Source organism: Halomonas sp. HP20-15, from assembly GCF_033446685.1.
GTDB lineage: Bacteria > Pseudomonadota > Gammaproteobacteria > Pseudomonadales > Halomonadaceae > Modicisalibacter.
The window spans coordinates 123,805-149,197 of record NZ_JAWQLY010000007.1 but is presented as its reverse complement, the minus strand read 5'-3'; the positions used below and the strand labels follow the sequence as shown (position 1 = coordinate 149,197).

Genomic DNA, 25,393 nt, shown 5'->3' with positions numbered 1-25,393 from the left:
ATCAGGCAAAGCCCAGTTGTGCTCTTGCAGCTTACAAGAATATCTAACGCAAGCTAGCGGATAAGCCCGGAATCCGCAGGAGCGACGATACCTTCTAACTTTCCAATTTGGTCGAAATCTTTACTATCCAAGACAATGTCCAACGATGTATCAGGGAAATGCAGATTTTTGACGACATGCACCTTATTGGGTAGCCCCTTGAGATCGACGTCAACAATCCAAGCTAAAAAACCTTGGGAATACTTTGCGAGCGTACCGATTGGGTAAAGCCCATATGTCTGAATGTACTCGACAAGCATCGTGCGCTCGAAACATTGGGAATGTTCGTGGGCCCAGCGGTACGCATCAAGTGGCGACTTGGGTGCCGTTTCATTGCGATGATGTGTCAACTTATCGACGATCTTAATGACAGCTAGGTAGCGGGCCACTTCAGATAGTTCTTCGCCATGCTTGCCAGCAGGATAGCCGCTACCGTCCAGTCGCTCGTTGGCGTTTACGATGACATCGCGACAGGTTCTACTAGGCTCCCAGCCGACCTCATCAAACTTATCGAGCAACGCTGCGACATGGCCTTGAAGAAGCTTTTTTTGTACCGGCGTCATATAAATCTTCAGCGAGGGCAGCTCACGATTGAGTAATAGCGACTTACCCATGACGTGCAGCAAGGCACCGACCAAGACCTCGCGTGTCTCGTGGGCGAGTGCCGGAGTGGCAAATGTGTAATCTGCCAGGTGAACAGCAGTCGTGATGGAGTGTCTGACCCAGTCAGGAACTTTATGCAAATAGGAAAGCGCGTACAAGAGTTGCTTGCGATTCTTGGATAGCAGAAAGAGAAGTGTATCCGCGCAGTCATAAATTATTTCTTGTGGAAAAGCACTGCGATTTTTCAAGAACATCAGCGATAACTGTACTCGTTTTGCGACCTCGAGTACACCATGCACCATAGGAGGCAGCTTGTCCTCCTTGAGACGCTCCCGGCGCTCTTTCTGGAGAATTTTGCGCGTCTTCTCGTTATTAATGAATAGTGCTGATGTCGCCGTCTCTAACGGTTTCAGGCCAGTTCGCCGGGCGGCTTCGCGTTCACAATCATTGATGAATTGGCTAAGGTCTCTTTGTAATTCCGAGGAAATATCGAGGAACTCGATGCCGATTGCCGCCAGTGAAGATCCGCCAAGGGGGCGAATATGGCTAATCTTTACTCTACTGGAAAAGGATTGTCCATTAGGGAATTCGACATAGATTTCGGGTAGCACTTGTTCAAGGGCAAGCGTGGTACTGTCTTCAATGGCAGTCTCTACTAGGCAGCCGCCCAAAGACAAATTTTTTACATTAGCCGCGAGATCCCATTCATCTTCATAGACCACTAGGTTAGCTCGAGCTTTCATGCCAAGTACGAACGGTATGCGAATAGTACCGCGACTTTCCTTGATGAATACGGAGTCGGGAAGCTGACAATGCAATAAATACAAGTTCCCCGCTTTCTTGGTTGCCGATGCCTGAATTCGTTCTAAGCTTAAAATTTCAGGCTCTTCTTCCTCTTTGTGAATTTCTATATCGATATTGACTTTGTCGTTCCAAATGAAGCGATCCAGCTTATCCTCATCGAACTGAGTTTCAATAAGTAGTTTCCCGGTGGTAATCTCGACTTCTTTAATGATGGCAGGGACAGCCTGAGGCTCATATTTTGACACGATGTAGGCGGAGTGTTCCTTGACAAGCAGAGACTCTACAGCATAGGCAAGGTTGTTATGTTCCGATAATGATGAGGACATGTAATTACTCACTTTAAAAATATTTAAATTTTCTAATTAATATATTTTTTACTCAGGCAAAGTCAATGCATGGAAGTGTCAAAAATTGCAACATAATAAATATTTATAGAATTATGCTTTTGGCACCGCACCCCATTATAGAACTTACAGGATGACTAGTGTCGATCGCCAGGACGCGTTGATTAATGCAAATTAAAACGCCCTGTCAGGCCGACAGAGGCTTGTGGCGTAAACAGCGGACGAACATTCGGAACATGGGAAATGACGTTGTGACAAAAGTTTAGCAAATAAAACCGGAAGAAGTTATGGTAAACAAGCAAATGTCTTCACCTTATTAAAGTGATTAACGCCAGATAGCAAAGTATGACTGCCAGCTATCGTGCAGGCGAACGCATACAGGGCCTTGGCGGCGGATAATGCTCTCCTTCGACGTGGTGATGGACGCCCCGTGCAGCCGTTAGATGGACTGGGCGGTATCTCGCCGGAAAGCAATTAAAGTATCGGGCAAACCGGCCGATCACTAGGTAAGCAGGAAGAGGAGGAGCGGCGCTCGGGAGGCGACCCCGGTTGGATCTGCTTATAAAAAAAGCCCGACCACGTGGGCCGGGCTTATTAGCGCTGCATTCCTTGCTACCTCCACAGGCATCCTGCCCGTGCATCCTTGGCCTGAGCCATCCCTGTGCTCGTCTTCCATGCTATGAGCGTTTCCTTGCTCACTGAACTCAGTGTGGCAGCCATCGAGTCCGTCGCCCTTAATCTATGTTGTACTTCCTTGTAAGAGATTGCCGACACGGCCTGTACGAAAAGAGCCATTAGATACGGGACGCTTGCTCAGGATGACTTGGCGAAACGCTTTTTAGTAGCCGCACGCAACTGACACAAAAGGGGGTCTGCACCGGGCCAAGTGAAAACGGCGACATCGCTGTGCAGCGATGTCGCCGTCCGAACCCCACGAAGCTTGAGATAGCCACCCACGATCGCCAGAAGGGCTTGCCCGGCGCTGGGCGCTACCGGTCAGGACTCCCGCGATGCCGCTCTCAATCTCTCGATCATGCGCATCGCATACTGTTCACCGGCCTTGTGAGCCTGATCTTCACTAGGGTATTCCCTTCCCGGCACATGCCAGGAGGAATAGTCGTGCTTCACTTCGATGGGCATCGAGACCCGAAAGCTGTAGTCCCCGTCCCGGGCCCGGTCTTGATGAATCTCCAAGATATAAGGCTGACTCTGGTGTTTGTGGACCCACTTCCTGATCGCTGTCATGGCAATCCTCCTCCCATCCGTGGCCGCTAAATCCGTTTAGCACCCTTATCACTATAGACGGCGATCGATGAGCCCGAAAGATCAAAATGGCAGCGCGATTACCGCCCTGCGAGGCTCCCAGACGGTTCATGCGTCCGGCATTCGCGAGCGGTTACGGCGGGTTACCTACCATCCAAAGGCATAATGCTTTAGGCTCTCGTCTCCTTTGGGGAGTAGCCGGCTTCCGCCGTCGCGCTGGAAGCGCCTGCATCAACATACTCGACGCCATGTCGTGGTGCAGGCAACCGCCAGGTTGGCAAGACCAAGGGCATGCCACGCGCATCAGGTCGGGCGCGCGCGGCATGCCTTGGTACGCCTGCCCGACCTGGATCGCATGATAATGACCTTGGCCTCCACCGTTTTTCTCGCCTTCGCGATGTCCACCGACGCCTTTGCGGCGGCCATCGGCAAGGGCGCCGCGCTCGAACGTCCGCACTTTCGCGAAGCCCTGCGCACCGGGCTGATCTTCGGCCTCATCGAGGGGGGCACCCCGCTGATCGGCTGGTCGATGGGCCTGGCCGCCTCGCGCTACGTTGCAGACTGGGACCATTGGATCGCCTTCGCTCTGCTGCTGGTGCTCGGCGGGCACATGATCAAGGAGGGACTATCCCCTTCTGCAGAGCATGTCGAGAAGCCCAGCAAGCCCACGCGCCACTCCTTCCTGCGCCTTGCCGTTACCGCCCTGGCGACCAGCATCGATGCGCTGGTGGTCGGCATCAGCCTGGCCTTCGTCGACGTCAACATCGTCCCCACCGCGCTGATGATCGGCCTGGCGACGCTGGTCATGGTCACCTGCGGAGTCATGCTAGGCCGGGTACTCGGCCGCATGATCGGCCAGCGTGCCGAGATCGTCGGCGGCATGGCGCTGATCGGCATCGGCACGGTCTTGCTGTGCGAGCATCTGGGGGTGCTCGCCTGAGCGACGTCACGCCCGTTGGCCTGCCGACGGCGACTCGCGTAGGGTATGATCCGGGTGTCGGCGCCTATAGGCCACGCGGACGCTCCCGGCAACCAGGATCCCATCATGACCACAGTCCCGCTTCTTCTTCACGACTGGCGTGCCTGGCAGCCGCCCGGACAGCAAAGTAGAGCCACTGCCGGCGACCCGCGCCTTTCGACGGTCGAACGGCCCAGCGGGCAGTCGCTGCCGGCCATGCTGCGGCGACGACTCAACGCCCTGGGCCGCGCGGTCTGCGACATGCTCGCCGAACTCGACCCCGCGGGCACGGCGCTGTTGATCCACGCCTCCCGCCATGGCGACGGCGAACGCACCCTGGAACTGCTTTATGCCCTGGCCGAGGGCGACGCCTTGTCGCCGGCGCGCTTTGGCATGTCGGTGCATAACGCCATCCTCGGCGTGCATTCGATCGCCAGCGGCAATCGCCGCTCGCTACAGGCGCTGGCCGCCAGCGGCGACGAACTCGCCGCACTGTTCAGCGAAGTGCGCGGTTATCTGGCCGAGGGTGCGCCGCAGGTCATCGCGGTATTCAGCGATGACCCGGTACCGGCGCGCTTTGCCGAATTCGCTCCGCCCAGCCGTGGCACTGCCGCCGTGGCGCTGGCCTTCACCTCCGAGCGGGGCCGGCGTGTTCGCAGCGTACCGGCAGCGCCCGCGGCCGATCCACGCTCGCACGGCGCTGCGCAACCGGCCGACGTCATCGACTGGCTGGTCGATGGCGCGCCGCTGCGTAGCCTCCGGCGCGGCCTCGCATGGCAGCTCGACGACTGATGTCCGTCCAGGCAAAGCTCGGCCGCTGTCGATCGTCTCGGCTATGGCGCGGTGTCGGCACCGCGCTGGGGTTCATCGCGTTCGGCCTCTGCGCACTGACCATCGGCTGGCTGCTGGCGCCGCCGATTCGGCTTGTCTCGCGCGATTCCCATGCCGCCCAGCGCCGCGTGCGTCGCCTCGTGCGCCTGGCTTGTCGCGGTTTCATCGACGCGCTGCGCCGGCTCGGCGTGATCGACGTACGTATCGATCATACCGAGCGCCTGGACATGCCCGGCCGGTTGCTGCTGGCCAATCACCCCTCGTTGATCGACGCGCTGTTTCTGCTGGCGTCGACCCCCGACGCCTGCTGCATCGTCAAGGGTCAACTGGCCGATAGTCCTATCCTGCGCCGGGTGATTCTCGCGGCCGGCTACATCACCACCTGCGAACCGCGCACGGTGGTCGGTGCGGCCCGCCGCGCACTCGCCGCTGGCCGTCCGCTGCTGGTGTTTCCCGAAGGCACTCGCTCGCTGCCCGGCCAGCCCGTGCGACTACAGCGCGGCGCGGCGGCGATCGCCCTGGCCAGCGGCGCCTGGATAACCCCGGTACGCATTCGCTGCGCCCCGGCCACCCTGACCAAGGGCGAAGCGTGGTATCGTGTGCCGCCGAGCCGCCCATGCTTTCATATCGAGGTCGGCGCCCCTTTGGCGCCGCTCGCCGGCGGTGACGCCTCACAACAGGCCGCTCGCGACCTGACGCGGCACCTGGAAGACTATTTCAACAGCCCCACATGGGAAGAGGGACCCACCGATGACCACCGAGCTGGAACGCGAACTCAAGCAATTGATCATCGACACCCTGGAACTGGAAGACGTCACGCCGGATGACATCGACCCCGACGAGCCGCTGTTCGTCGAGGGGCTGGGGCTGGATTCCATCGACGCCCTCGAGCTCGGTCTGGCCCTGCAGAAGCGCTACGGCATCCAGCTCGAGGCCGATAGCGAAGACACCCGCCGGCATTTCGCCAATCTTCGCAGCCTGGCCGCGCTGGTCGAGGAACGCCGCGTCAAGTAACCAACCAGGCAAGCCGATAAGCTCGCATCGAAGCACGCACAGATGGCCGCGACGAACACGCCTCTCACCAAATCTGCCGCCGGGCCGACCGTCCTGCTCAACCTGCTGCTCGGCGTCCTGGCGCTGGGCTGGCCCTGGTTGTCGGGGCTGCTCGCCGAGCGCAGTGGCGGCTGGGTTCTGCTGACGCTGGTGGCCGGGTTGGCCTGCTGGCGGTTGCCGACGGGCTATCGGCGCTGGGCCGTCGTGGTAGTGATTCCCGCCCTGTTACTGGCGCTGGCCGGTCACGCCAGGCTGACCGTGCTGCTCTGGCCGGTGGTGGTCAACCTCGCATTGCTCGGCGTGTTCGGCTGGTCGCTGGCACACCCACCCAGCGTCATCGAGCGGCTGGCGAGACGCGAACAGCCCGATCTTCCCGCGAGCGGGGTGCGCTATACGCGCCGCGTGACCCAGGTCTGGTGCGGCTTCTTCGCCATCAACGCCGGCCTCGCCCTGGCCACGGTGATCCATGGCGACCGCGCCCTGTGGACGCTCTACAACGGCGGCATCGCTTATTGCGCGATGGCGCTGCTGTTCACCGGCGAATGGTGCCTGCGTCAACGCATCAAGAAGAAGAGCGCCTCATGACCGCTTCCCCGCTACTCTCGGCGCCCTGGCGCGCCGATGACCCTTCACGCTGTATCGGCTGGCGCGCCGGCGTAGCGACGCCCGACGTAGCGACGCCCGACGTGACCCTCGGCGAATTTCAGCAGCGCATCGGCGCCTGGCAAGCCTGCCTCGATGCCATCGCCGAGCCCGGCCAGCACTGGTCGCTGTACGCGCGCGCGCCGCTGGAGTTCGCCGCCGCGCTGATCGCCCTGTGGGAGCGCGGCGACAGCGCCCTGCTGCCCGCCGACGACCGCCCCGAGACGCTCGCCGCGACCGATCGCCTGACCCGTGCCCGGCTCGGCGACGTCGTCGATGGCCATGCGCCCGACTCGCCCGGCCGTGAGCCGCGCTGGGGCCGGCTCGACGCCGGGCGGCTCGCGCTGACGCTGTACACCTCGGGTTCGAGCGGCGAGCCCCAGCGGCTGGACAAACGCTTCGCCCAGCTCGACGCCGAACTGGCCACGCATCAGGCGTTATGGCCACTCGGCGGGCGGCTGGTAATCAGCCAGGTCAGCCATCAGCACATCTACGGGCTGTTGTTCGCCGTGCTGCGGCCGCTGTGCGAAGGCGCACCGCTGGCCGACGCCACCTGCCGCTACCCGGAGACGCTGCACGCCTGGCTGGCGGCACTCGAAGCCGCGGAGAAGTCCGCCGCAGGCCCCGACGAGGCGGTACTGATCAGCGCCCCGCCGCCGCTTGAGCGCCTGCCCGAAAGCATCGACTGGTCGGCGGTGCGCGCACGCCTGGCCTACATTCATTCGTCGGGCGCGCCGCTCCCCGCCGAGGCCAGCGCCAGGGCCCGCGCGCTGCTCGACGCGCCGGTGCTGGAAATCTACGGCAGCTCGGAGACCGGCGGCATCGCCTGGCGCGACCAGCATCACGGCGAGACCTGGACGCCCCTGCCGGCGATCGAGGTGCGCGCCGACGCAGCCAGCCAGCTGTGGCTACGCTCACCGTTCGTCGACGCCAGCGACTGGCAGCGTCAGGCCGATCGCATCGAGCCGAGCGGCGACGGCTTTCGCCTGCTGGGACGTAGCGACCGCATCGCCAAGGTCGGTGGCAAGCGGGTCTCGCTGACCGCCATGGATCGCGCGCTCAGCGCCGACCCGCGAGTACGCGAGGCACGTACCGTGGCCTTGGCCCAGCATGCCACCCGGCTCGGGGCGATCGTGCGCCTCGACGAGGCCGAGCTGCCCCACGATCACACCACGCGGCATGCGCTGATCGCCAGCCTGCGCGAGCGGCTGCTGGCCGGCTACGAGCCCACGGTGATCCCGCGTTACTGGCGCTTCGTCGGCCATTGGCCGAGCAACGCCCAGGGCAAGCTCACCACGGCGCTGGTCGCGCGCCTGTTCGGCGACATGGACGACCGCCGTCGGCCGCGCTGGCTGGGCGTCGTCGAGGATGGCGAGGGACGCTGCACCATCGATCTCGAAGTTCCCGAACGGCTGGCCTTCCTCGACGGCCACTTTCCCGGCCAGCCGGTGGTGCCGGGGGTGGTACTGGTGCAGTGGGCCTGCCAGCTGGCCCGCGAGCAGTTCGCGCTCGGCGCGCCCTTTCAGGGTCTCGAGCGGGTCAAGTTCCCGCTGCTGCTGCTGCCCGGCGAACGCGCGCGGCTGACACTCGAGCTTGCCGCCCCACGCACCGCCCGGGGCGATGCCAGCGATGACCGGCAATGGCTGAACTTCAACGTCGACGGCGCGCGCGGGCGTCACGCCAGCGGCAGAATCCTGTTTGCCCCAACGCCAGCGACACCGACGAACAAGGAGACGAGCAATGGCTGAAGCGGCCCGTCCCTGCGTATTGATCCCCGTCTACAACCATGCCGGGGCGATCGCCGCGACCTGCGAGGGCGTGCGCTGCCTGGGCGTCCCGCTGCTGCTGGTCGACGATGGCAGCGACGTGGAGTGCGCGGCGCTGCTCGAGTGCCTGGCCGAGGCCGACGATGTCAGCCTGGTGCGCCTGCCGGTCAATCGCGGCAAGGGCGCGGCGGTCAAGGCCGGCCTGCGCGAAGCCGCCCGGCTGGGCTTCAGCCACGCCCTGCAGGTCGACGCCGACGGCCAGCACGAGGCGGCCGACCTGCCGGCGTTCATTCACGGCCTGGACGCCGACGATCAACGCCTGCGCATCGGCTACCCGCGCTTCGACGCCAGCGTGCCCCGCCATCGTTACTATGCACGCTACCTGACCCACGCTCTGGTATGGCTGAACACCCTGTCGTTCGCGCTGCGCGATACCATGTGCGGCGCCAAGCTGTTTCCCGTCGCCGCCACCCTGCGGCTGGTCGCGGCCCACGGCTGCGGCGAACGCATGCAGTTCGACACCGAACTGCCGGTGCGCTGGCTGTGGGCCGGCGGCGAGGTCATCAATCTGCCGGTTCGCGTACACTACCCGCTGGATGGCGTGTCGCACTTCGCCATGGCCCGCGACAACGCCCTGCTGGCGCTGATGCATATCAGGCTGTTCGCCGGCATGCTGATCCGCCTGCCGCGACTGCTCGAACGCCGCCTGAGACGCCGGAGGAAGACCACGTGAGTGCTACGCAAGACGCGCCCCGCCATTGGGCGCGCATCCAGGAATCGGGCAGCGTCGCCGGCATGCGGATCATGGTCTGGATCCGTCGTCGCCTGGGCCGGCTGCCGTTCACCTTCATGCTGCAGTGGGTGATTCTCTACTATTTCATCCGCCGCCCGCTGGCGCGGCGCGCCTCGCGCGACTATCTGATGCGCATCTGGCCGCAGCACGCCGGGCATCCGCCGCGCTGGCCACAGCGGCTGGTGCTGCGCCATTTCCAGGCCTTCGGTCAGTCGTTGATGGACAAGGTCGACGCCTGGAGCGGCGTGGCGCTCGACGTGCGCCTCGACGCCGCCGACCGCGCCTGCCTCGACGCCGCCATCACCGGCGGGCGCGGCGGGCTGATGCTGGTCTCGCATCACGGCAATCTGGAAATCTGCAGCGCGATGAGCGACACCCGCGACGATTTCCACGTCTCGCAGCTGATGCACACCCGCAACGCCCAGAAATTCAACACCCTGCTGGAGCGCGCCACGCTGCGTCGCGGCCCCGAGATCGTCGAGGTCAGCGAGATCACCCCGGCCACCGCCATGCGCCTGGCGCAACGCATCAACGACGGCGGCTTCGTGGTGATCGCCGCCGACCGGGTGCCGCTCGCCGATGACGGCCGGACCCGCGATCTGGAGTTCCTCGGCGCCCCGGCGCCGTTTCCCGAGGGCCCGTTCTGGCTGGCGACGCTGTTGCGCTGTCCGATCTATACCCTGGGCTGCGTGCGCGAGGGCGACCATCACCGGGTGCGCTTCCAGCCGTTCGACGACACCACTCATCTGAAGCGCGCCGAGCGCGAGGCATGGCGCGACGCCGCCATGCGGCGCTATGTCGGCTGGCTCGGCGAGCAGTGCCGCGACTATCCGCTGCAATGGTTCAACTTCTTCCCCTACTGGCATGCCGATGACCGCTGAGAACTCCGACAACCCGACCCTGATGCTCGACGGCACGCCGTTGGCCATCGAGGATGTCTGCCGCGTCGCCCGTGGCGAGCGGCGCGTGCGCCTGACCGACGACACCGAGTTCCGAGCGCGCATCGAGGCCGGCCCGGCCTTTCTCGAGCGGCTGCTCGCCGAGGACGGCGTGGTCTACGGCGTGACTACCGGCTACGGCGACGCCTGCACCCGGGCGGTGCCCGCCGAGCAACTCGCCTCACTGCCTCATCAGCTCTACACCTTCCATGGCTGCGGTCTCGGCGAGCTGCTCGACGTCGAGGCCGCCCGCGCCGTGGTGCTGGTGCGCCTGGTGTCGCTGTGTCGCGGCGTCTCGGGGGTCAGCTGGGAACTGCTCGAACGGCTGGTCTGGCTGCTCGATCACGACGTCATGCCGGTGATTCCCAGCGAAGGCTCGGTGGGCGCCAGCGGCGACCTGACGCCGTTGTCGTACCTCGCCGCGGTGCTTTGCGGCGAGCGCGAAGTCTACGACAACGGCCGCCGGCGCGCGGCGGCTGAAGCACTCGCCGAGCGCGGCCTCGCGCCCTACCGGCTGCGTCCCAAGGAGGGCCTGGCGCTGATGAACGGCACCGCGGTGATGACCGCGCTGGCCTGCCAGGCGTATGCCCGCGGCGAGCGCCTCTCAAGGCTCGCCACGCGCTTGACGGCACTCAATGTCTGGGCGCTGGCCGGCAACCCCTATCACTTCGATGCCACGCTGTTCGCCGCCAAACCACATCCCGGTCAGCAACGCTGCGCCGCGCGGCTGCGTGCCGACCTGGCCACCCAGGACGCGCAGCCGCCACGCAACGCCTCGCGCCTGCAGGATCGCTATTCGACGCGCTGCGCGCCGCACGTGATCGGCGTGCTCGAGGACAGCCTCGACTGGCTGCGCGGCTTCATCGAGGGCGAACTCAACAGCGCCAACGACAATCCGCTGATCGACCCGCTCGGCGAATCGGTGATGCACGGCGGGCACTTCTACGGCGGCCATATCGCCTTCGCCATGGATTCGCTGAAGACCCTGATCGCCAACATCGCCGACCTGCTCGATCGCCAGCTCGCGCTATTGGTCGACGAACGCTACAACCATGGCCTGCCAGCCAACCTGAGCGGCGCCAGCGCCGAGCGCGCGCCGCTCAACCACGGCTACAAGGCGTTGCAGATCGGCGTCTCGGCGTGGACCGCCGAGGCGCTCAAGCACACCCTGCCGGCCAGCGTGTTCTCGCGCTCCACCGAAAGTCACAACCAGGACAAGGTGAGCATGGGTACCATCGCCGCCCGCGACGCGCTGCGCGTGCTGACCCTCGCCGAGCAGGTCGCCGCCGGAGTACTGCACGCCGCCTGCCAGGGCGTCGAGCTGCGACAGACCACCGCCGGGTCCCCGCCGCCGGCGCTCGCCGGCTTCGTCGCCGAATGCCGCACGCGCATCGCCCCGCTCGGCGAGGATCGCGCGCTGGACAGCGACCTGCGCCGGCTGTGCGCCGAACTCGAAACGCTCGCCGAGCCGCTGTACCAGTAAGCAAGAGGGTGTTTTACAAAAACAGGCGAGCGAAGGCAAGACAAGGCAAACTCAGACGAAATAGCGGAGTTTACATGGGGTTAAGTGAGCATATTGAGGATGATTTTAACGCCGTATTGTCGAGCGCAGCCCTTTTGTAAACACTCTCTAAGGAGCCTGTGATGCGAATCTCGAGCCTACTACTACTATTGCTGTGGAGCCTCCCGGCGCTGGCCTTCGACCTGGAGGCTCTGCAGGCACGGCTCGCGGCGACCCCGGATATCGCCGGGCGTTTCGAGCAGACGCGCTATCTGGCCGATCTCGACACCGAGCTGGTCAGCCGCGGGCACTTTCGCTACGAACGCGACGCCCGGGTGGTGTGGACGCTGGAGACGCCGGTCGACAAGCGCCTGGTGTTCACGCCGCAGGATGCCGCAAGCCTCGATGGGACGGCTGACAGCGGGGCCAATGACAACGACGATCGTCGCCGCCAGCAGGCCGCCGAGCTGCTGTTGAGCCTGCTCGACGGCGACTGGCGCGCGCTCGAGCAGCGCTTTAAGATCACCCTCGCCGGCGACGCCGAGGCCTGGCGCGTCGAGCTGGTACCGCGCCAGCAGGCCATTCGCGAGCGCCTCAAAAGCATCCACCTCGCCGGCGGCCGCTACCTGGAAACGCTTCGCCTGCAAGCCGCCAACGACGACACCCTCGACGTGGCCTTCAGCGACCAGCGCCCGCTCGATGCGGGCGAAACGACGTCCGCCGAGAGCGCGGATGGCGAGTGAGCCGCATCGCCGCCTGGCATGGCTTTGTTCGCGCCCCTTGGCCTGGCTATGGGCAGCAATCCTCGCTGGCTGCGCGCTGCTGCTGGCCTGGCAGTTGCGCGACGGGCTGCCCAGCGACACCCGGCTCACCGCGCTGCTGCCCGAGGATCGCCAGGCACCGCTGATCGAGCGGGCCTCCGCGCAGCTCGGCCAGACCTTCGAGAATCGTTTCGTGCTGCTGCTCGCCGCCGACGATCTGCCCGAGGCCAGCGCCGCGCTGGCCGAGCGCTTGAATGAACTTCCCGATCTCGCCCGCCTCGACTGGCGCGATGTCGATCTCGCCGACGCCGACCCCAGCAAGACGCTCGGCGCCTATCGCTACCGGCTGCTGACGCCAGATCTCAAGGCCTCGATCGATGCCGACGGCGGCGCCACGCTGGTCGAGGCCGCCCTCGAGCGGCTGTTCTCGCCGCTGGGCTCGCCGCAGCCGGTGCGCGACCCGTTCGGCCTGCTCGAGCGCTGGCTGAACGCCCAGGATGGCGGACGCATCGAGGCCTGGCAGGGCCTTTTGACGGTGCGCGACGACACCGGCACGCGCCGGGCGCTGTTGATCGGTCAGCTGGCGGGCAGTCCTTACGCGCTGCCGACCCAGCAGGCGCTCAGCGAGCAACTGGCGGCGTTCGAGCGTGCCCACCCGCAGGCCGAGCTCCTGCATTCGGGGCTGATCTTCCACGCCGCCGCCGGCGCCCGCCAGGCGCGCCACGAGATCACCACCATCGGCCTCGGCGCCTTCACCGGGCTGATCGCGATCCTGCTGGTGGTGTTCCGTTCGCCGCGCACATTGGCGGCGCTGCTGCTACCGCTGGCCGGCGGGCTATTGTTCGCCCTGCCGCTGACCCTGGCACTGTTCGGCCGCCTGCACCTGCTGACACTGGCGTTCGGCGCCAGCCTGATCGGCGTGGCCATCGACTACGCCCTGCATCTGCAGAGCGACCGCGCGATTCGCGGCCCGCGCTTCCGGCTGCGCCCCCTGCTGCCTGGGCTCGCGCTGGGGCTCGCCTCGAGCCTGGTGGCCTATCTCGCCCAGGCGCTGACGCCGCTGCCCGGGCTGCGCCAGATGGCGATCTTCGCCGCACTCGGGCTGACCGGCGCCTGGCTATGCGTGGTGCTGTGGCTGCCGCGCCTGCGCCTGCCGGCGCATCCCGCTACCGCGCGGTTGGCCGAACTCTTGTGGCGCGTCACCACGCCGCGCCGGCGGCTGTCGCCGTGGGTGGCGCTGGCCGGGGTCGCGGTGATGCTGGCGATCGTCGCCGGACGCTTCGAGGTCGACGACAGCCTGCGCCTGCTCAACCCGTCGTCGCCGCAGCGACTCGCCGAGGAGCGCCAGGTCCAGTCGCTGCTGGGCAGCGATACCGGCAGCCACTACCTGCTGGTGCGCGCCGACGACGAGGCCGCGCTGCTCGAACGCCTGGACGCACTGGGCGACGCGCTGGATACGCGGATCGCTGCCGGCCTGGCGATCGACTACGACAACCTCGCCGAACGCGTGCCCCCACCGGCCGAGCAGCAGGCCAATCTCGAGCGGGTGCGCCGGCTCTACGACGAACCGCTGGAAACGCTGGTAACGCGCGCCGGGCTGCCGCCGGAGACGCTGACCCGCGCCCGGGCCACGCTCGATGAGGTGCCGCTGCTGCGCGTCGCCGACTGGCTGGCGATGCCCGCCGGCGAGCGCGACCGCCGCCTGTGGCTGGGGCACTCGGACGCAGAGGACGGCGAACAGGCGGGCACGCTGGCGGCGACGCTGGTACTGAGCGGCGTCGATGCCCCCGGCGAAATCGCCGCACTGCAGCGGCTGGCCGCAGGCGACGACAACGTCGAGTACGTCGACCGCGTCGCCCGTTTGTCGGCGCTGCTCGGCGAGCTGCGCCGTCATATCGCCGGCTGGGTGGCCGCCGCGCTGGCGGGGCTCATGCTGGTACTGGCCTGGCGTTATCGCGCCCGCGCCTGGCGGGTCGCGGCGCCGGCGCTGGGCGCGCTGCTCGGTGTGCTCACGCTGTTCGCGATCACCGGCACGGCGCTGAATGTGTTCAGCCAACTGGGTATGCTATTGGTACTGGGGATCGGCCTAGATGCCGGCATCTTCAGCGCCGAACACGCCCGCCGTCCGGCCACCTGGCTGGCGATCACGCTGTCGACGCTGACCAGCGTGCTGGCCTTCGGCCTGTTGGCCTTCAGCGCCACCCCGGCGCTGCATCATCTGGGCCTGACCTGCCTGATCGGCCTGACGCTGGTCTGGCTGCTGGTGCCCTGGGTCCGCCCGGCGGACGCGACGACGCGACAGGAGAGCGCGCATGACTAGTCAACACGCATTCGACTCAGATGTGATCGTGATCGGCGCCGGGCCGGCCGGTGCCGCCGCGGCGGCGCGCCTGGTTCGCGACGGACTCAGCGTGCGGGTCATCGAGCGCGAGCATTTCCCGCGCTTCTCGATCGGCGAGAGCCTGCTGCCGCAGTGCATGGCCCACCTCGACAGCGCCGGACTGTTGCCCGCCGTCGAAGCCGGCGGCTATCAGCCCAAGAACGGCGCCGCCTTCACCCGCCGCGGCGTCGACACGGCGATCGACTTCCGCGACAAGTTCAGCCCCGGCTGGGCGACGACCTATCAGGTCGAGCGCGCCGATTTCGACCAGCGGCTGATCGAGGCCGCCCGGGGTTACGGCGCCACGGTCGAGTTCGGCACCCAGGTGACCCGTTTCATCGCCGATGCGCAACGCCCGCAACTCGAAGTGTGCGACGCGGCAGGAACCACCCGCACGCTGACGGCCCGCTTCGTGCTCGATGCCAGCGGTTATGGCCGGGTGCTCGCCCGCCAGCTCGAGCTCGAACGCGACGCCCGGCTCGAATCGCGCATGGCGCTGTTCACCCACGTCGCCGGCGATTTCTCGGCGATGGACCGCGAGAAGATCCTGATCGGCGTGCATCCCGAAAATGCCGCGATCTGGTACTGGCTGATCCCCTTCCGACGCGGCCGCGCCTCGGTCGGCGTGGTCGGCGATATCGCCACCCTGGAAGCCGCAGGGCCCGATCCGGCCGGCCGCTGGGGGGCGCTGGTCGACGCCGAGCCGCGCTTCGCCGAATTGCTCGCCGGTGCCGAGCCGCTGCGCCCGGTCAATGCGCTCAAGGGCTATTCGGCCGACGTAAAGCGCCTGCACGGCCCGGGCTACGCACTACTCGGCAACGCCGGCGAGTTTCTCGATCCGGTATTCTCCTCGGGAGTGACCATCGCGCTGCGCTCGGCGGACATGGCCGCGCCGCTGGTCGTCCGCCAGCTCGCCGGCGAGGCGCCCGACTGGGACGCCGAGTTCGAACGCCCCCTGCGCGACGGGGTGGCGACCTTCCGCGCCTTCGTCGAGGCCTGGTACGACGGCCGCTTGCAGTCGATCATCTTCCACCGCGACCCGCCCGCCGACCTGCGGCGGATGATCAGCGCGGTGCTCGCCGGCTACGCCTGGGACCGGGACAACCCCTTCGTCAGCCGCGCACGGCGCCGCCTCGACGTGCTCGCCGAGCTATGCGGTCATGTTGCTGCACCGGGCGGCACTTCATCCGCGGCGGTACGCTGAAATGCATTCCCCCGCCGGCCCCCGACTGTTCGTCGCCGCCCTGCTGCTGGCGCTGCTCGCCGCCTGCTCGCTGACCCCGCCGCTGCCGCCCGCACCAAACCAGCCGGCGCTCGCCGAACCGACGATGCTCAAGCGCCAACTGAGCTTCGAGCGCGATGACCGCCGCGAGGCCCAGACGCTGATCGCGCTGATCCGCCTCGATGGCACTGCGCTGCGTGCGGCGCTGCTGACCCCCTACGGCCAGCGCCTGGTGACACTGGTCGATGACGACGACGGCAGCCGTTACGTCGCCGGCGACGTGCCGCTCGCCGAGATCGAGCAGCGCCTGCCCCCGGCCGAGTGGCTGGCGGCGCGGCTGCAATGGTGTCTGTGGCCCGCCGCGGCGCTGCGCGAAGCGTTCGCCGGTACCTCGTGGCGACTGACGCTGAGCGAAGGGGCCCGCGAGATCAGCCATCGCGGCCAGTTGATCGCCCGTATCAGCCCCGCCGACAGCCAGGCCGGCAAGCGCGAGCCGGTATTGCTCGACGATCGTCAGGGCCAGTACCGTTTACGTATCACCCCGCTGAAGGATTCCCCATGAGCGACGCCGCGCCCCGCCGAACGCCCTGCCGACTCTCGCCACCCGGCGTGGTGTGCAGCCTCGGCGACGACAACCGGACCATCGCCGAGGCGCTGTTCGCCGGCCGCCGCGGGCTCAGCATCAGCGACGCCTTCACTCCGGGGCGGGCGCTGCCGCTGGGCCGGGTCGAGACGCCGCTGGCCGACACCGGCGGCTGGCCTGCCGACCACGTCAGTCGCAACAACCGGCTGCTGGCGCGGGCTCTCGAGCGGCTTGGCGAACGGCTCGACGAGAGTCTCGATGCGGTGCTGGCGCGCTATCCCCGCGAGCGCATCGGCGTGGTGATCGGTACCAGTACCTCGGGGATCGGCGAGACCGAGGCGGCGCTGGCGGCCGCCGGACGCGAGGCACCGCTGCCCGATGATTTCCGCTATGCCCGCCAGGAACTCGGCGCGCCGGCGCGTTTCGTCGCCGAGCGGCTGGGCATCGCCGGCCCGGTGTACGCGCTATCCACTGCCTGCAGTTCGAGCGCCCGGTCGCTGGCCAGCGCCCGCCGGCTGCTGCTTTCCGGCGAGTGCGACGCGGTGATCGCCGGCGGCGCCGACAGCCTGTGCCGGCTGACCGTCAATGGCTTCGCCAGCCTCGAGGCGGTCAGCGAGCGCCCTTGCTTGCCGTTTTCAGCCCATCGCGATGGCATCAACCTCGGCGAGGCGGCGGCGCTGTTCCTGGTCACCGCCGAGCCCGGCGGCATCCAGCTCGCCGGGGTCGGCGAGAGCTCCGACGCCTACCACATCTCGGCGCCGCGTCCCGACGGCAGCGGCGCGCTGGCGGCGATGCGCGGCGCGCTCGCCCAGGCCGGTCTCGACCCGCATCAGGTCGATTATCTCAACCTGCATGGCACCGGCACGCCGCACAACGATCGCATGGAGGCGCTGGCGGTCAGCGCGCTGTTCGTCGATTCGCCACCATGCAGTTCGACCAAGGCGCTGACCGGCCACACCCTGGGCGCCGCCGGCACACTGGAAGCGGCATTCTGCTGGCTGGCCCTGGAGTACGGACGTCTGCCGCGCCATGTCTACGACGGCGTCTACGATCCCGAGCTGGCGCCGCTGGCGCTGGTTGACGACGACATGCCCGTCCGGGCGCCGCGCCATGCGCTGAGCAACTCCTTCGCCTTCGGCGGCAACAACGCCAGTTTGCTGCTGAGCCGGGAGGACTGAGATGTCGCACGCCTCGCCCCCCGACCAGGCCCGCGCCCTGCCCCGACCCATCGCCGAGTTCGTGCCGCACCGCTCGGGCATGTGCCTGCTCGACACGCTGATCGCCGCCGACGAGCACGGTCTCACCGCACGACTCACGCCCCGCGCCGACGGTCTGTTCGTCGAGGCCGCCGGGGCGTCTGCCCAGGGCATCCCCGCCTGGGTGGGCGTCGAGTGGTTGGCCCAGGCGGTCGCGGCCTGGGCCGGCTGGCATGCCGCGCAACGCGGCCAGGCGCCGGCGGTGGGTTTTCTGGTGGGTTGTCGCAAGTTCGTCAGCCACCAGGCGCATTTCCCGATCGGCGAGTCGTTCGAGGTGCGCATCCGCTGCGATTTCGTCGCCGACAACGGCCTCGGCCAGTTCAGCGGCGAGATCGCCGCGGCGGACGAGGCGAGCGCCGCGGCGCTGGCCGAAGGCCGGTTAACCATCTATCAACCGCCACACAACGACACCGCCCATGCCCCATGACCCCCCTGCATCCGCCGCCGAGACAATCCTGGTAACCGGCTCGAGCCGCGGCATCGGCCGGGCGATCGCCCTGCGCCTGGCGCGGGATGGCTTCGATGTGGTGCTGCACTGCCGCAGCCGGGTCGAGGATGCCACGGCGGTAGCCGAGGAGATCCGCCAGTTGGGCCGCCGGGCCCGTGTGCTGTGCTTCGACGTCACCGAGCGCGCCAAGGCGCGGGCCAATCTCGAGGCCGACATCGCCGAGCACGGCGCCTACTACGGCGTGGTCTGCAACGCCGGCATCACCGCCGACGGCGCCTTTCCGGCGCTGACCGACGAGGCCTGGGACAGCGTGCTCGATACCAGTCTCGACGGCTTCTACAACGTGGTGAAGCCGCTGGTGATGCCGATGATTCGCCGCCGCGCGCCGGGGCGCATCGTGGTGATGTCGTCGGTCTCGGGGCTGATCGGCAACCGCGGCCAGGTCAACTACAGCGCCGCCAAGGCCGGCCTGATCGGCGCGGTCAAGGCGCTGGCCGTGGAGCTCGCCAAGCGCCGCATCACCGTCAATTGCGTGGCCCCGGGATTGATCGACAGCGACATGACCGCCGACGGCGATTTCGCCGAGGCGCGCCGGGCGATTCCCATGCAGCGCCTGGGCAACGCCGACGAGGTGGCCGGCGCGGTGAGTTTCCTGTGCGGCCCCGATGCCGGTTACATCACCCGCCAGACGCTGGCCGTCAACGGCGGGCTGTGCTGACGCGGCTGTCCAGCGACGAGCGACGTCGTCAAGTTTTCACCCGCGCGGCCGATAACTGCCAGGGATGAGGTGAATTCCCCCTCGCCGGAGCCGGGAGCCGGGTGTGACAACGCTGATCGTTTTCGTGGTAATCGCTACGTTATTGCTGGGCGGGCTGGGCATCGTCGCCAGCGCACCGGGCTGGCCGCTGGCGCCGGACACCCTGGCGCTATTCGGGGTCTATGGCCTGGCGCTGATCGCCGCCATGGGCCTGGTCGTGCTGCTGGTGGTGATCATCGCCCAGCAGCGTCACCAGCAGCAGACGCTGATCGAGAGCCTGGCCGGCCAGCAACGCCAGCAGCGCAGCCTCGAGACCGCCCAGTTGATGGAGCGCTTCGTCCATCAGGCCGAGATGCTGCTCGCCAAGGACAGCCTCGATCCCAACAAGCGCAGCGTGCAGCGCTGCCTGGGGCTCGATGCGCTACGCGGCAATACCGGGCGCGGCGACCCCAACTACCACCGCCTGGCGCGGCTCTTCGAGTGGCTCGCCGACACCGCCGACGAGGCTCGCAACGACTCCGCCCAGTATCGCCTGATCGAGCCGATCCTGCGCCAGTACGCCGAGATCGCCGACCAGCTGTGCCGGGTCGGCGAGGTACAGGCGGAACGCTTGGCGCCCCTGCTGCAGTTCCAGCCGTCGCCGCCGGCGGTCGCCGACTACAGCGCGCTGTAGCCAGGCGTGGCCCGGCCGCTCAGTACAGCCGGGTCTGCGGCGTCGGCTCCGTCCGTTCGGCCTTGATCGCCGCGGTCACGGTGATCTCCACGCGCAACTCGTCGGCCGGCATCGCCGCGGTCACGCAGGTGCGCGCCGGGGCGTGACCCTCGGCGACCCAGCCATCCCAGACCGCGTTCATGGCTTCGAAGTCGGCGCCGTCCTTCAGGTAGATCGTCGCCGACAATAGATGCCGGCGGTCCGATCCGACCTCGGCGAGCAATTCATCGACACGCGCCAGCATGCTCTCGGTCTGCTCGGTGATGTCGCCGTGGCGCGCCTCGGGACCGGCCACCTGACCGCACAGGTAGGCGACGCCATTGTGAATGACTGCCCGGCTCATGCGGGTCTTGGTATCGTGACGCTGGATCATGCGCTAACTCCTTTAATGGGTTTATGACGGTACGCATCCCCGGGTGTTCAACGTAGCAGCAGCAGCGGGATGTCGGCGTTGCGCAGCATCGCCGTGGTGGTACTGCCGACCAGCAACTGGCGGATTCGCGAGTGACCGTAGGCGCCCATCACCAGCAGGTCGATGTCGTTGTCGTGCTGGTATTCGTGCAGGCTCGCCTCCACTTCGCCGGCGCGACACTCGCCATGAGCCTTGATCCCGGCGTTGTTGAGGGTATCGAGCGCCCAGTCGAGCTGAGTCTGGACATCGGAAATGTCCGCACCGACCATGACCACATGGCAGGCCAAGCCCTTGAACAAGGGGCTGTCGGCGATCATCTGCACGCCCTTGCGGGTGGTCTTGCTGCCATCGAAGGCGATCATCACCCGCTCGGGTTTGCGATAGCGCTCGGGCACCATCAGGATCGGCCGGTGCATCGCCCGCACCACCCGCTCGAGGTTCGAGCCCACGTGCTCGCTGGCTCGATGCGCCGATTCGCCGCGCTTGCCCATCACCAGTAGCCGGATGTCGTCGTTGAGTTCGCTCAGCGTCTCGACCAACTCACCATTGCGCTGACGAACCCCGGGCTCGGCGACGCCTTCCTCCTGGGCGCGCTGCCGGGCTTCGTCGAGCATCAGGCGGCCCTGCTGCTGGGCGATCTTGGCGCGCCGCTCGTCGAGCTCGGCGAGTTCGTCGAGCAGGTGCTCGCGACTGCCCAGACCGATGTTGCCGGATAGATTGCCGGTCTGCGGCGGCGGGTGGTTGTCCAAGACGTGGATGAACACCAGTGGCGCGGCCAATCGCTGACTGGCCCACACCGCGTAGTCGCAGACTGCCGGCGTATAGCCGGAGCCGTCGATACAGGCCATGACTTGCTCGCTCATCGCGCTCTCCTTGCTGTCCGTTTGTCTCGTTTCTAACCCATCCGGCGCGCCGTGGATAGCCACGCCGGCGATGAGGCGGGCGATCAGTGGCCGCTCATCAGTTGCTCGACGGCGTCGGGCTTGTCGTGGATGGCGAAGCGATCGACGATGGTCGCGCTCGCCTCGTTGAGCCCGATGACCTCGACCTCGGTCCCCTCGCGGCGGAACTTGATCACCACCTTGTCCAATGCGCCGACGGCGGTGATGTCCCAGAAATGCGCACGCGACAGGTCGATGCGCACCCGCTCGACAGTTTCCTTGAAATCGAAGGCATCGATGAAGCGATCCGCCGAGGTGAAGAATACCTGGCCGACGACCCGATAATGCCGGGCGCGCCCGTCGTCGCTCGTCTCGCTGCCGACATACAGCACCCGGCCGACCTTGTTGGCGAAGAACAGCGAGGCCAGCAGCACCCCGACGAACACGCCGATCGCCAGGTTGTGGGTGGCGACCACCACGGCCACGGTGGCCAGCATGACGATGTTGGTGCTCAGCGGGTGTTTTTTCAGATCGCGCAACGATTCCCAGCTGAAGGTGCCGATGGAGACCATGATCATTACCGCCACCAGCGCCGCCATGGGAATCTGCGACACCCAGTCGCTGAGGAACACCACCAGTATCAGCAGCCCGACGCCGGCGATCAGCGTCGACAGCCGGCTGCGCCCGCCGGATTTTATATTGATCACCGACTGGCCAATCATCGCGCAGCCGGCCATGCCGCCTACCAGGCCGGCTCCGATGTTGGCGATGCCCTGCCCCTTGCATTCGCGGTTCTTGTCGCTGGGGGTGTCGGTCAGCTCGTCGACGATGGTCGCGGTCATCATCGACTCGAGCAGGCCGACCACGCACATCATGATCGCGTAGGGGAAGATGATCGTCAGCGTCTCGAGGGTCAGCGGCACGTCGGGCCACAGGAACACCGGCAACGTATCGGGCAGCTCGCCCATGTCGCCGACGGTGCGGATGTCCATGCCACTGGCCATGTAGACGATGGTCAGCACGACGATGCACACCAGCGGCGAGGGCACGGTATTGCCGATCTTCGGCAGCAGCGGGAACAGGTAGATGATACCCAGCCCCGCGGCGGTCATCGCATAGACGTGCCAGGTGACGCCGGTAAGCTCGGGCAGTTGGGCCATGAAGATCAGGATCGCCAGGGCGTTGACGAAGCCGGTGACCACCGAGCGCGAGACGAAGCGCATCAGCTCGCCCAGGCGCAGGTAGCCGGCAACGATCTGCAAGACGCCCGTCAAAAGCGTCGCGGCGAGCAGGTACTCGAGACCATGCTCGCGGACCAGAGTGACCATCAATAGCGCCATGGCCCCGGTGGCCGCCGAGATCATCCCCGGCCGGCCGCCGGCGAAGGCGGTGATCACGGCGATGCAGAACGCGGCGTAGAGGCCGACCTTGGGGTCGACGCCGGCGATTATCGAGAAGGCGATCGCCTCGGGAATCAGCGCCATGGCGACGACGAGGCCCGCCAGCGCGTCATTCTTGATATTTGAAAACCAGGTCTGTCGAAGGGAGCGAATCATTCTCGAATCCGTTGTAGTCGGAGACGCAGCGCGCAATAACGCGGCCCTGAGCCGGCCGGTCCATGAGAGGCGATGGTCTCTACACTGAGTGTCGGGTATAGCAAGGCGGCGAGCGGAGAATGACGGACACACTCACGTCGCACAGCGGGAAGGCAGGCGGTTGCGCTAGGGTGGACTGCTCGCGGCAATCGAGGGCATGGCCGTATCGATCCAGTGGTTATGAGCCGGAATGTGTTCAGGTGACCGCCGACAGACTGCGACCTTGGTCTAGAGGCCATCGGCAGCGAGTGGCGGATTCTAGCAGTTCTCGCCAGCCGCTTCACCCCGGCCGGCCGCAGGCCGCTCGCGATGGCGGTCGAGCAGGGCCTTGATTACCAACGTACCCAATACCAGCGCGCCGCCGACGAAGGCCAACGGCGCGGGAGTCTCACCGAGCAGCCACCAAACCCACAATGTGCCGGTAACGGTCTCCAGCAGCATCAACAAGCTGACATCGGCCGCCGGCAGGTAGAGCGGGCCGCGCTGGATCAGCGTGAAGCCCAGCGGCAACAGCACCAGGCACAGCAGCGCCAGGTAGCCGGCCTGGGTTGCCGAAGGCACGATCATGCCGTCGCCGGTGGCCAGCCCCACCAGCCACGCCGCTCCGGCGACGAGCAGCCCCGAGAGCACCAGCATCGGCGTCATGTCGATTCCGGGGCGAGTGCGGCACAGCGTGAAGTTCGAGGCCATCGCCAGGGCCGAGAGCACCGCGAAGGCGTTGCCCAGCCAGGAACCCGGCCCGGCGTCGTCGAAGACGATCAGCGAGGTGCCGACCAGGCACAGGCCGATCGCCAGCCAGGTGCGCAGCGGCAGGCGTTCGTGCAGGAACATCCGCGACAGCAGCGCGGCGATCAATGGCGTGCCGGCGAGGATCATCAGCACGTTGCCGCCCTTGGTGTAGTGATTGCCGAGCACGAAGCCGGCGTTGGAGAGGCCGAACAACGCCGCCACCCCGACCCCGGTCCAGCCGCAGCGGCGCATCGCCGGGCAGCTACCGCGCCCGCAGCGCAGCCACAGGATCGCCGCGAAGCCCAGCGCGGTCAGCAGCCCGCGCCACAGCAGCGCCTGGCTGTCGGCCATGCCGATCAGCTTGACCAGCAGGGCATCGGGGGAAATGATCAGCGGCCCCGCCGCCGTCAGCAACAGGCCGCGCTGACGCAGGCCGAGCGATGAAAACCAGGATGAGGAAACCAACACGACCTCGCTGAAGCGACCGGCCCAGTAGCGGCCAGCCTGACCGCATTCACCCGGCGAGGCAAGGCCGGCCGACGACGATACGGACGCCGCCGGTTCACCGCGCCTGATGCGATGGCGTACTCCGTGCAGCGGCCGGCCGCTTCGCTGCTATTTTGATGGTAGGGCTCGCCACGCCATTCGTGGCGGGATCGCCAAGACGACATCGATCACACGACTGGAAGATTCATGAACGAGACCACCCACGACCACAACCTGGTTCGCGTACTCGCGCGTGGCGACGTACTGGCCCTGGCTTTCGGCGCGATGATCGGCTGGGGCTGGATCGTCCTCACCGGTACCGCCATCCTCAACGCCGGCAGCGTCGGCGCCATTTTCGCCTTCATCCTCGGCGGCATCGCCGTGCTGCTGGTCGGCCTGACCTACGCCGAACTCGCCGCGGCGATGCCCAAGGTCGGCGGCGAGCACGTCTACAGTTACCGCGCGCTGGGCCACTTCCCGTCGTTCGTGTGCACCTGGAGCATCGTGCTGGGCTATGTCAGCGTGGTGTCGTTCGAAGCGGTGGCGCTGCCCACCGTCTTCGAACAGCTGTTTCCCGGCTATGCCGTCGGCCAGCTGTGGACCGTCGCTGGCTGGGACGTCAAGGCCAGTTGGGTGGCGGTGGGCGTGATCGGCTCGCTGGTGATGATGGCCATCAATTATCTCGGCATCAGCACGGCGGCGCTGGTCCAGAAGCTGGTCACCGGCCTGATCCTGGTCGTCGGGGTGCTGTTCATAACCGGCGCGCTGTTCGCCGGCGACGGCGTCAACATGACCCCACTGTTCAATCACGGAGCCAGCGGTGGGCTGGTCGGCGGCATCATGGCCGTGCTGGTGATGGTGCCTTTCCTGTTCGTCGGCTTCGACGTGATTCCCCAGGCCGCCGAGGAGATCGACCTGCCGTTTCGCGACATCGGCAAGGTGTTGATCATCTCGGTATTGATGGCGGTGGCCTGGTACTCGCTGATCATCCTCGGCACCAGCCTGATGCTCGACCAGGCGGCGCTCACCGGCAGCTCGTTGAGCGTGCCGGACGCCATGGCCGCGGTCTTAGCCAGCCCATGGGGCAGCAAGCTGATGATCCTGGCGGGCATCGCCGGGATCATCACCAGCTGGAACGCCTTCTACATCGGGGGTTCGCGGGCGATCTACGCGCTGGCCGACGCGGGCATGCTGCCGGCTTTCCTCGGCAAGCTGCACCCGACCTACAAGACCCCCGCCAATGCCATCGTGATGATCGGCGTGCTGTCGAGCATCGCCCCCTTCCTGGGCCGCCCGGCGCTGGTCTGGCTGGTCGACGCCGGGGGCTTGGGCATCGTGATCGCCTACCTGTTCGTGGCGCTGTCGTTCATGGTGCTGCGCTCGCGCGAGCCGCAGATGGAGCGCCCGTTCCGCGTCGCCAACGGCAAACTGGTGGGCGGCCTCGCCGTGGTGCTGTCCTTCGCCATGGCCTGCCTGTACCTGCCCGGCAGCCCCTCGGCGCTGACCGCGATCGAATGGCTGGTATTCGGCGGCTGGATGGTGTTCGGGCTGGCCATGTACCTGTACGCCCTGCGCCGCTACGGGCGTGCGTTCAGCGAGGAGGCCATGCAGCGCGTCTACCGGCGCTGATCGGTGC

Annotated in this window: 24 protein-coding genes and 1 riboswitch; of the genes, 18 read left to right on the top strand and 6 right to left on the bottom strand. The window is 66.5% G+C overall.

The window, feature by feature from the left end; genetic code table 11:
• Positions 1–53: 53 nt before the first annotated feature.
• Both R6258_RS11170 and R6258_RS11165 read right to left on the bottom strand, forming a co-directional pair.
• Complete coding sequence (locus R6258_RS11170) at positions 54–1,772, bottom strand: HD domain-containing phosphohydrolase (RefSeq protein WP_318450227.1); 1,719 nt, start codon at positions 1,770–1,772, stop codon at positions 54–56.
• Positions 1,773–2,786: 1,014 nt separating this feature from the next.
• The gene (locus R6258_RS11165; protein WP_318450225.1) at positions 2,787–3,035 is read right to left on the bottom strand and encodes a hypothetical protein; all 249 of its coding nucleotides are present in this window, start codon (positions 3,033–3,035) and stop codon (positions 2,787–2,789) included.
• A 202-nt stretch (positions 3,036–3,237) separates the two neighbouring features.
• Positions 3,238–3,405, top strand: a riboswitch (yybP-ykoY riboswitch).
• A 9-nt stretch (positions 3,406–3,414) separates the two neighbouring features.
• Here R6258_RS11165 and mntP point away from each other — a divergent pair.
• The 17 genes from mntP to R6258_RS11080 all read left to right on the top strand — a co-directional run bounded on the left by mntP (position 3,415) and on the right by R6258_RS11080 (position 19,615).
• Entirely contained in the window at positions 3,415–3,993 is a 579-nt protein-coding gene (gene mntP, locus R6258_RS11160) for a manganese efflux pump MntP (protein WP_318450223.1), read from the top strand.
• A gap of 105 nt (positions 3,994–4,098) precedes the next feature.
• Positions 4,099–4,803, top strand: a complete 705-nt coding sequence (locus R6258_RS11155; protein ID WP_318450221.1) for a beta-ketoacyl synthase chain length factor — start codon at positions 4,099–4,101, stop codon at positions 4,801–4,803.
• Positions 4,803–5,669 (top strand): lysophospholipid acyltransferase family protein, encoded by an 867-nt coding sequence (locus tag R6258_RS11150; protein ID WP_318450220.1) that lies wholly within the window; start codon positions 4,803–4,805, stop codon positions 5,667–5,669. The genes R6258_RS11155 and R6258_RS11150 overlap by 1 nt, the downstream gene beginning before the upstream one ends.
• The gene (locus R6258_RS11145; RefSeq protein WP_318450218.1) at positions 5,593–5,856 is read left to right on the top strand and encodes a phosphopantetheine-binding protein; all 264 of its coding nucleotides are present in this window, start codon (positions 5,593–5,595) and stop codon (positions 5,854–5,856) included. Before R6258_RS11150 ends, R6258_RS11145 begins: the two co-directional genes overlap by 77 nt.
• Before the next feature lie 42 nt (positions 5,857–5,898).
• Positions 5,899–6,480: a hypothetical protein gene (locus tag R6258_RS11140; RefSeq protein ID WP_318450216.1), complete on the top strand. Its 582-nt coding sequence runs from the start codon at positions 5,899–5,901 to the stop codon at positions 6,478–6,480.
• Positions 6,477–8,285, top strand: coding sequence for an AMP-binding protein (locus R6258_RS11135; protein WP_318450214.1), 1,809 nt, complete (start codon positions 6,477–6,479; stop codon positions 8,283–8,285). The genes R6258_RS11140 and R6258_RS11135 overlap by 4 nt, the downstream gene beginning before the upstream one ends.
• Complete coding sequence (locus R6258_RS11130; protein WP_318450212.1) at positions 8,278–9,036, top strand: glycosyltransferase family 2 protein; 759 nt, start codon at positions 8,278–8,280, stop codon at positions 9,034–9,036. The genes R6258_RS11135 and R6258_RS11130 overlap by 8 nt, the downstream gene beginning before the upstream one ends.
• On the top strand, positions 9,033–9,977 hold the full coding sequence (locus R6258_RS11125; RefSeq protein ID WP_318450210.1) for a glycosyl transferase: 945 nt from the start codon (positions 9,033–9,035) through the stop codon (positions 9,975–9,977). Before R6258_RS11130 ends, R6258_RS11125 begins: the two co-directional genes overlap by 4 nt.
• On the top strand, positions 9,967–11,517 hold the full coding sequence (locus tag R6258_RS11120; protein ID WP_318450208.1) for an aromatic amino acid ammonia-lyase: 1,551 nt from the start codon (positions 9,967–9,969) through the stop codon (positions 11,515–11,517). Before R6258_RS11125 ends, R6258_RS11120 begins: the two co-directional genes overlap by 11 nt.
• Positions 11,518–11,678: 161 nt before the next feature.
• Positions 11,679–12,278 (top strand): outer membrane lipoprotein carrier protein LolA, encoded by a 600-nt coding sequence (locus R6258_RS11115; protein ID WP_318450207.1) that lies wholly within the window; start codon positions 11,679–11,681, stop codon positions 12,276–12,278.
• The gene (locus R6258_RS11110) at positions 12,268–14,616 is read left to right on the top strand and encodes a hypothetical protein (RefSeq protein ID WP_318450205.1); all 2,349 of its coding nucleotides are present in this window, start codon (positions 12,268–12,270) and stop codon (positions 14,614–14,616) included. Before R6258_RS11115 ends, R6258_RS11110 begins: the two co-directional genes overlap by 11 nt.
• Complete coding sequence (locus R6258_RS11105) at positions 14,609–15,880, top strand: NAD(P)/FAD-dependent oxidoreductase (protein WP_318450203.1); 1,272 nt, start codon at positions 14,609–14,611, stop codon at positions 15,878–15,880. Before R6258_RS11110 ends, R6258_RS11105 begins: the two co-directional genes overlap by 8 nt.
• Before the next feature lies 1 nt (position 15,881).
• Positions 15,882–16,460, top strand: a complete 579-nt coding sequence (locus R6258_RS11100; RefSeq protein ID WP_318450201.1) for a DUF3261 domain-containing protein — start codon at positions 15,882–15,884, stop codon at positions 16,458–16,460.
• Entirely contained in the window at positions 16,457–17,659 is a 1,203-nt protein-coding gene (locus R6258_RS11095; RefSeq protein ID WP_318450199.1) for a beta-ketoacyl-ACP synthase, read from the top strand. Before R6258_RS11100 ends, R6258_RS11095 begins: the two co-directional genes overlap by 4 nt.
• A gap of 1 nt (position 17,660) precedes the next feature.
• Positions 17,661–18,164, top strand: a complete 504-nt coding sequence (locus R6258_RS11090; RefSeq protein ID WP_318450197.1) for a hypothetical protein — start codon at positions 17,661–17,663, stop codon at positions 18,162–18,164.
• Positions 18,154–18,903, top strand: a complete 750-nt coding sequence (gene fabG, locus R6258_RS11085; RefSeq protein ID WP_318450196.1) for a 3-oxoacyl-ACP reductase FabG — start codon at positions 18,154–18,156, stop codon at positions 18,901–18,903. The genes R6258_RS11090 and fabG overlap by 11 nt, the downstream gene beginning before the upstream one ends.
• 103 nt (positions 18,904–19,006) lie before the next feature.
• Entirely contained in the window at positions 19,007–19,615 is a 609-nt protein-coding gene (locus tag R6258_RS11080) for a hypothetical protein (RefSeq protein WP_318450194.1), read from the top strand.
• A gap of 19 nt (positions 19,616–19,634) precedes the next feature.
• Here R6258_RS11080 and R6258_RS11075 read toward each other — a convergent pair whose 3' ends face one another.
• The 4 genes from R6258_RS11075 to R6258_RS11060 form a co-directional block, all read right to left on the bottom strand.
• Positions 19,635–20,027, bottom strand: a complete 393-nt coding sequence (locus R6258_RS11075) for a RidA family protein (RefSeq protein ID WP_318450192.1) — start codon at positions 20,025–20,027, stop codon at positions 19,635–19,637.
• Between the two features lie 47 nt (positions 20,028–20,074).
• Positions 20,075–20,929: a universal stress protein gene (locus R6258_RS11070; protein WP_318450190.1), complete on the bottom strand. Its 855-nt coding sequence runs from the start codon at positions 20,927–20,929 to the stop codon at positions 20,075–20,077.
• An 83-nt stretch (positions 20,930–21,012) separates the two neighbouring features.
• On the bottom strand, positions 21,013–22,503 hold the full coding sequence (locus R6258_RS11065) for a SulP family inorganic anion transporter (protein ID WP_318450188.1): 1,491 nt from the start codon (positions 22,501–22,503) through the stop codon (positions 21,013–21,015).
• A 297-nt stretch (positions 22,504–22,800) separates the two neighbouring features.
• Entirely contained in the window at positions 22,801–23,739 is a 939-nt protein-coding gene (locus tag R6258_RS11060; protein ID WP_318450186.1) for a DMT family transporter, read from the bottom strand.
• A gap of 225 nt (positions 23,740–23,964) precedes the next feature.
• Between R6258_RS11060 and R6258_RS11055 the strand changes: the two genes are divergently transcribed.
• Positions 23,965–25,386 carry an APC family permease gene (locus tag R6258_RS11055; RefSeq protein WP_318450183.1) on the top strand — a complete coding sequence of 474 codons (1,422 nt, stop codon included), beginning with the start codon at positions 23,965–23,967 and terminating at the stop codon, positions 25,384–25,386.
• The last annotated feature ends 7 nt before the right edge of the window (positions 25,387–25,393 follow it).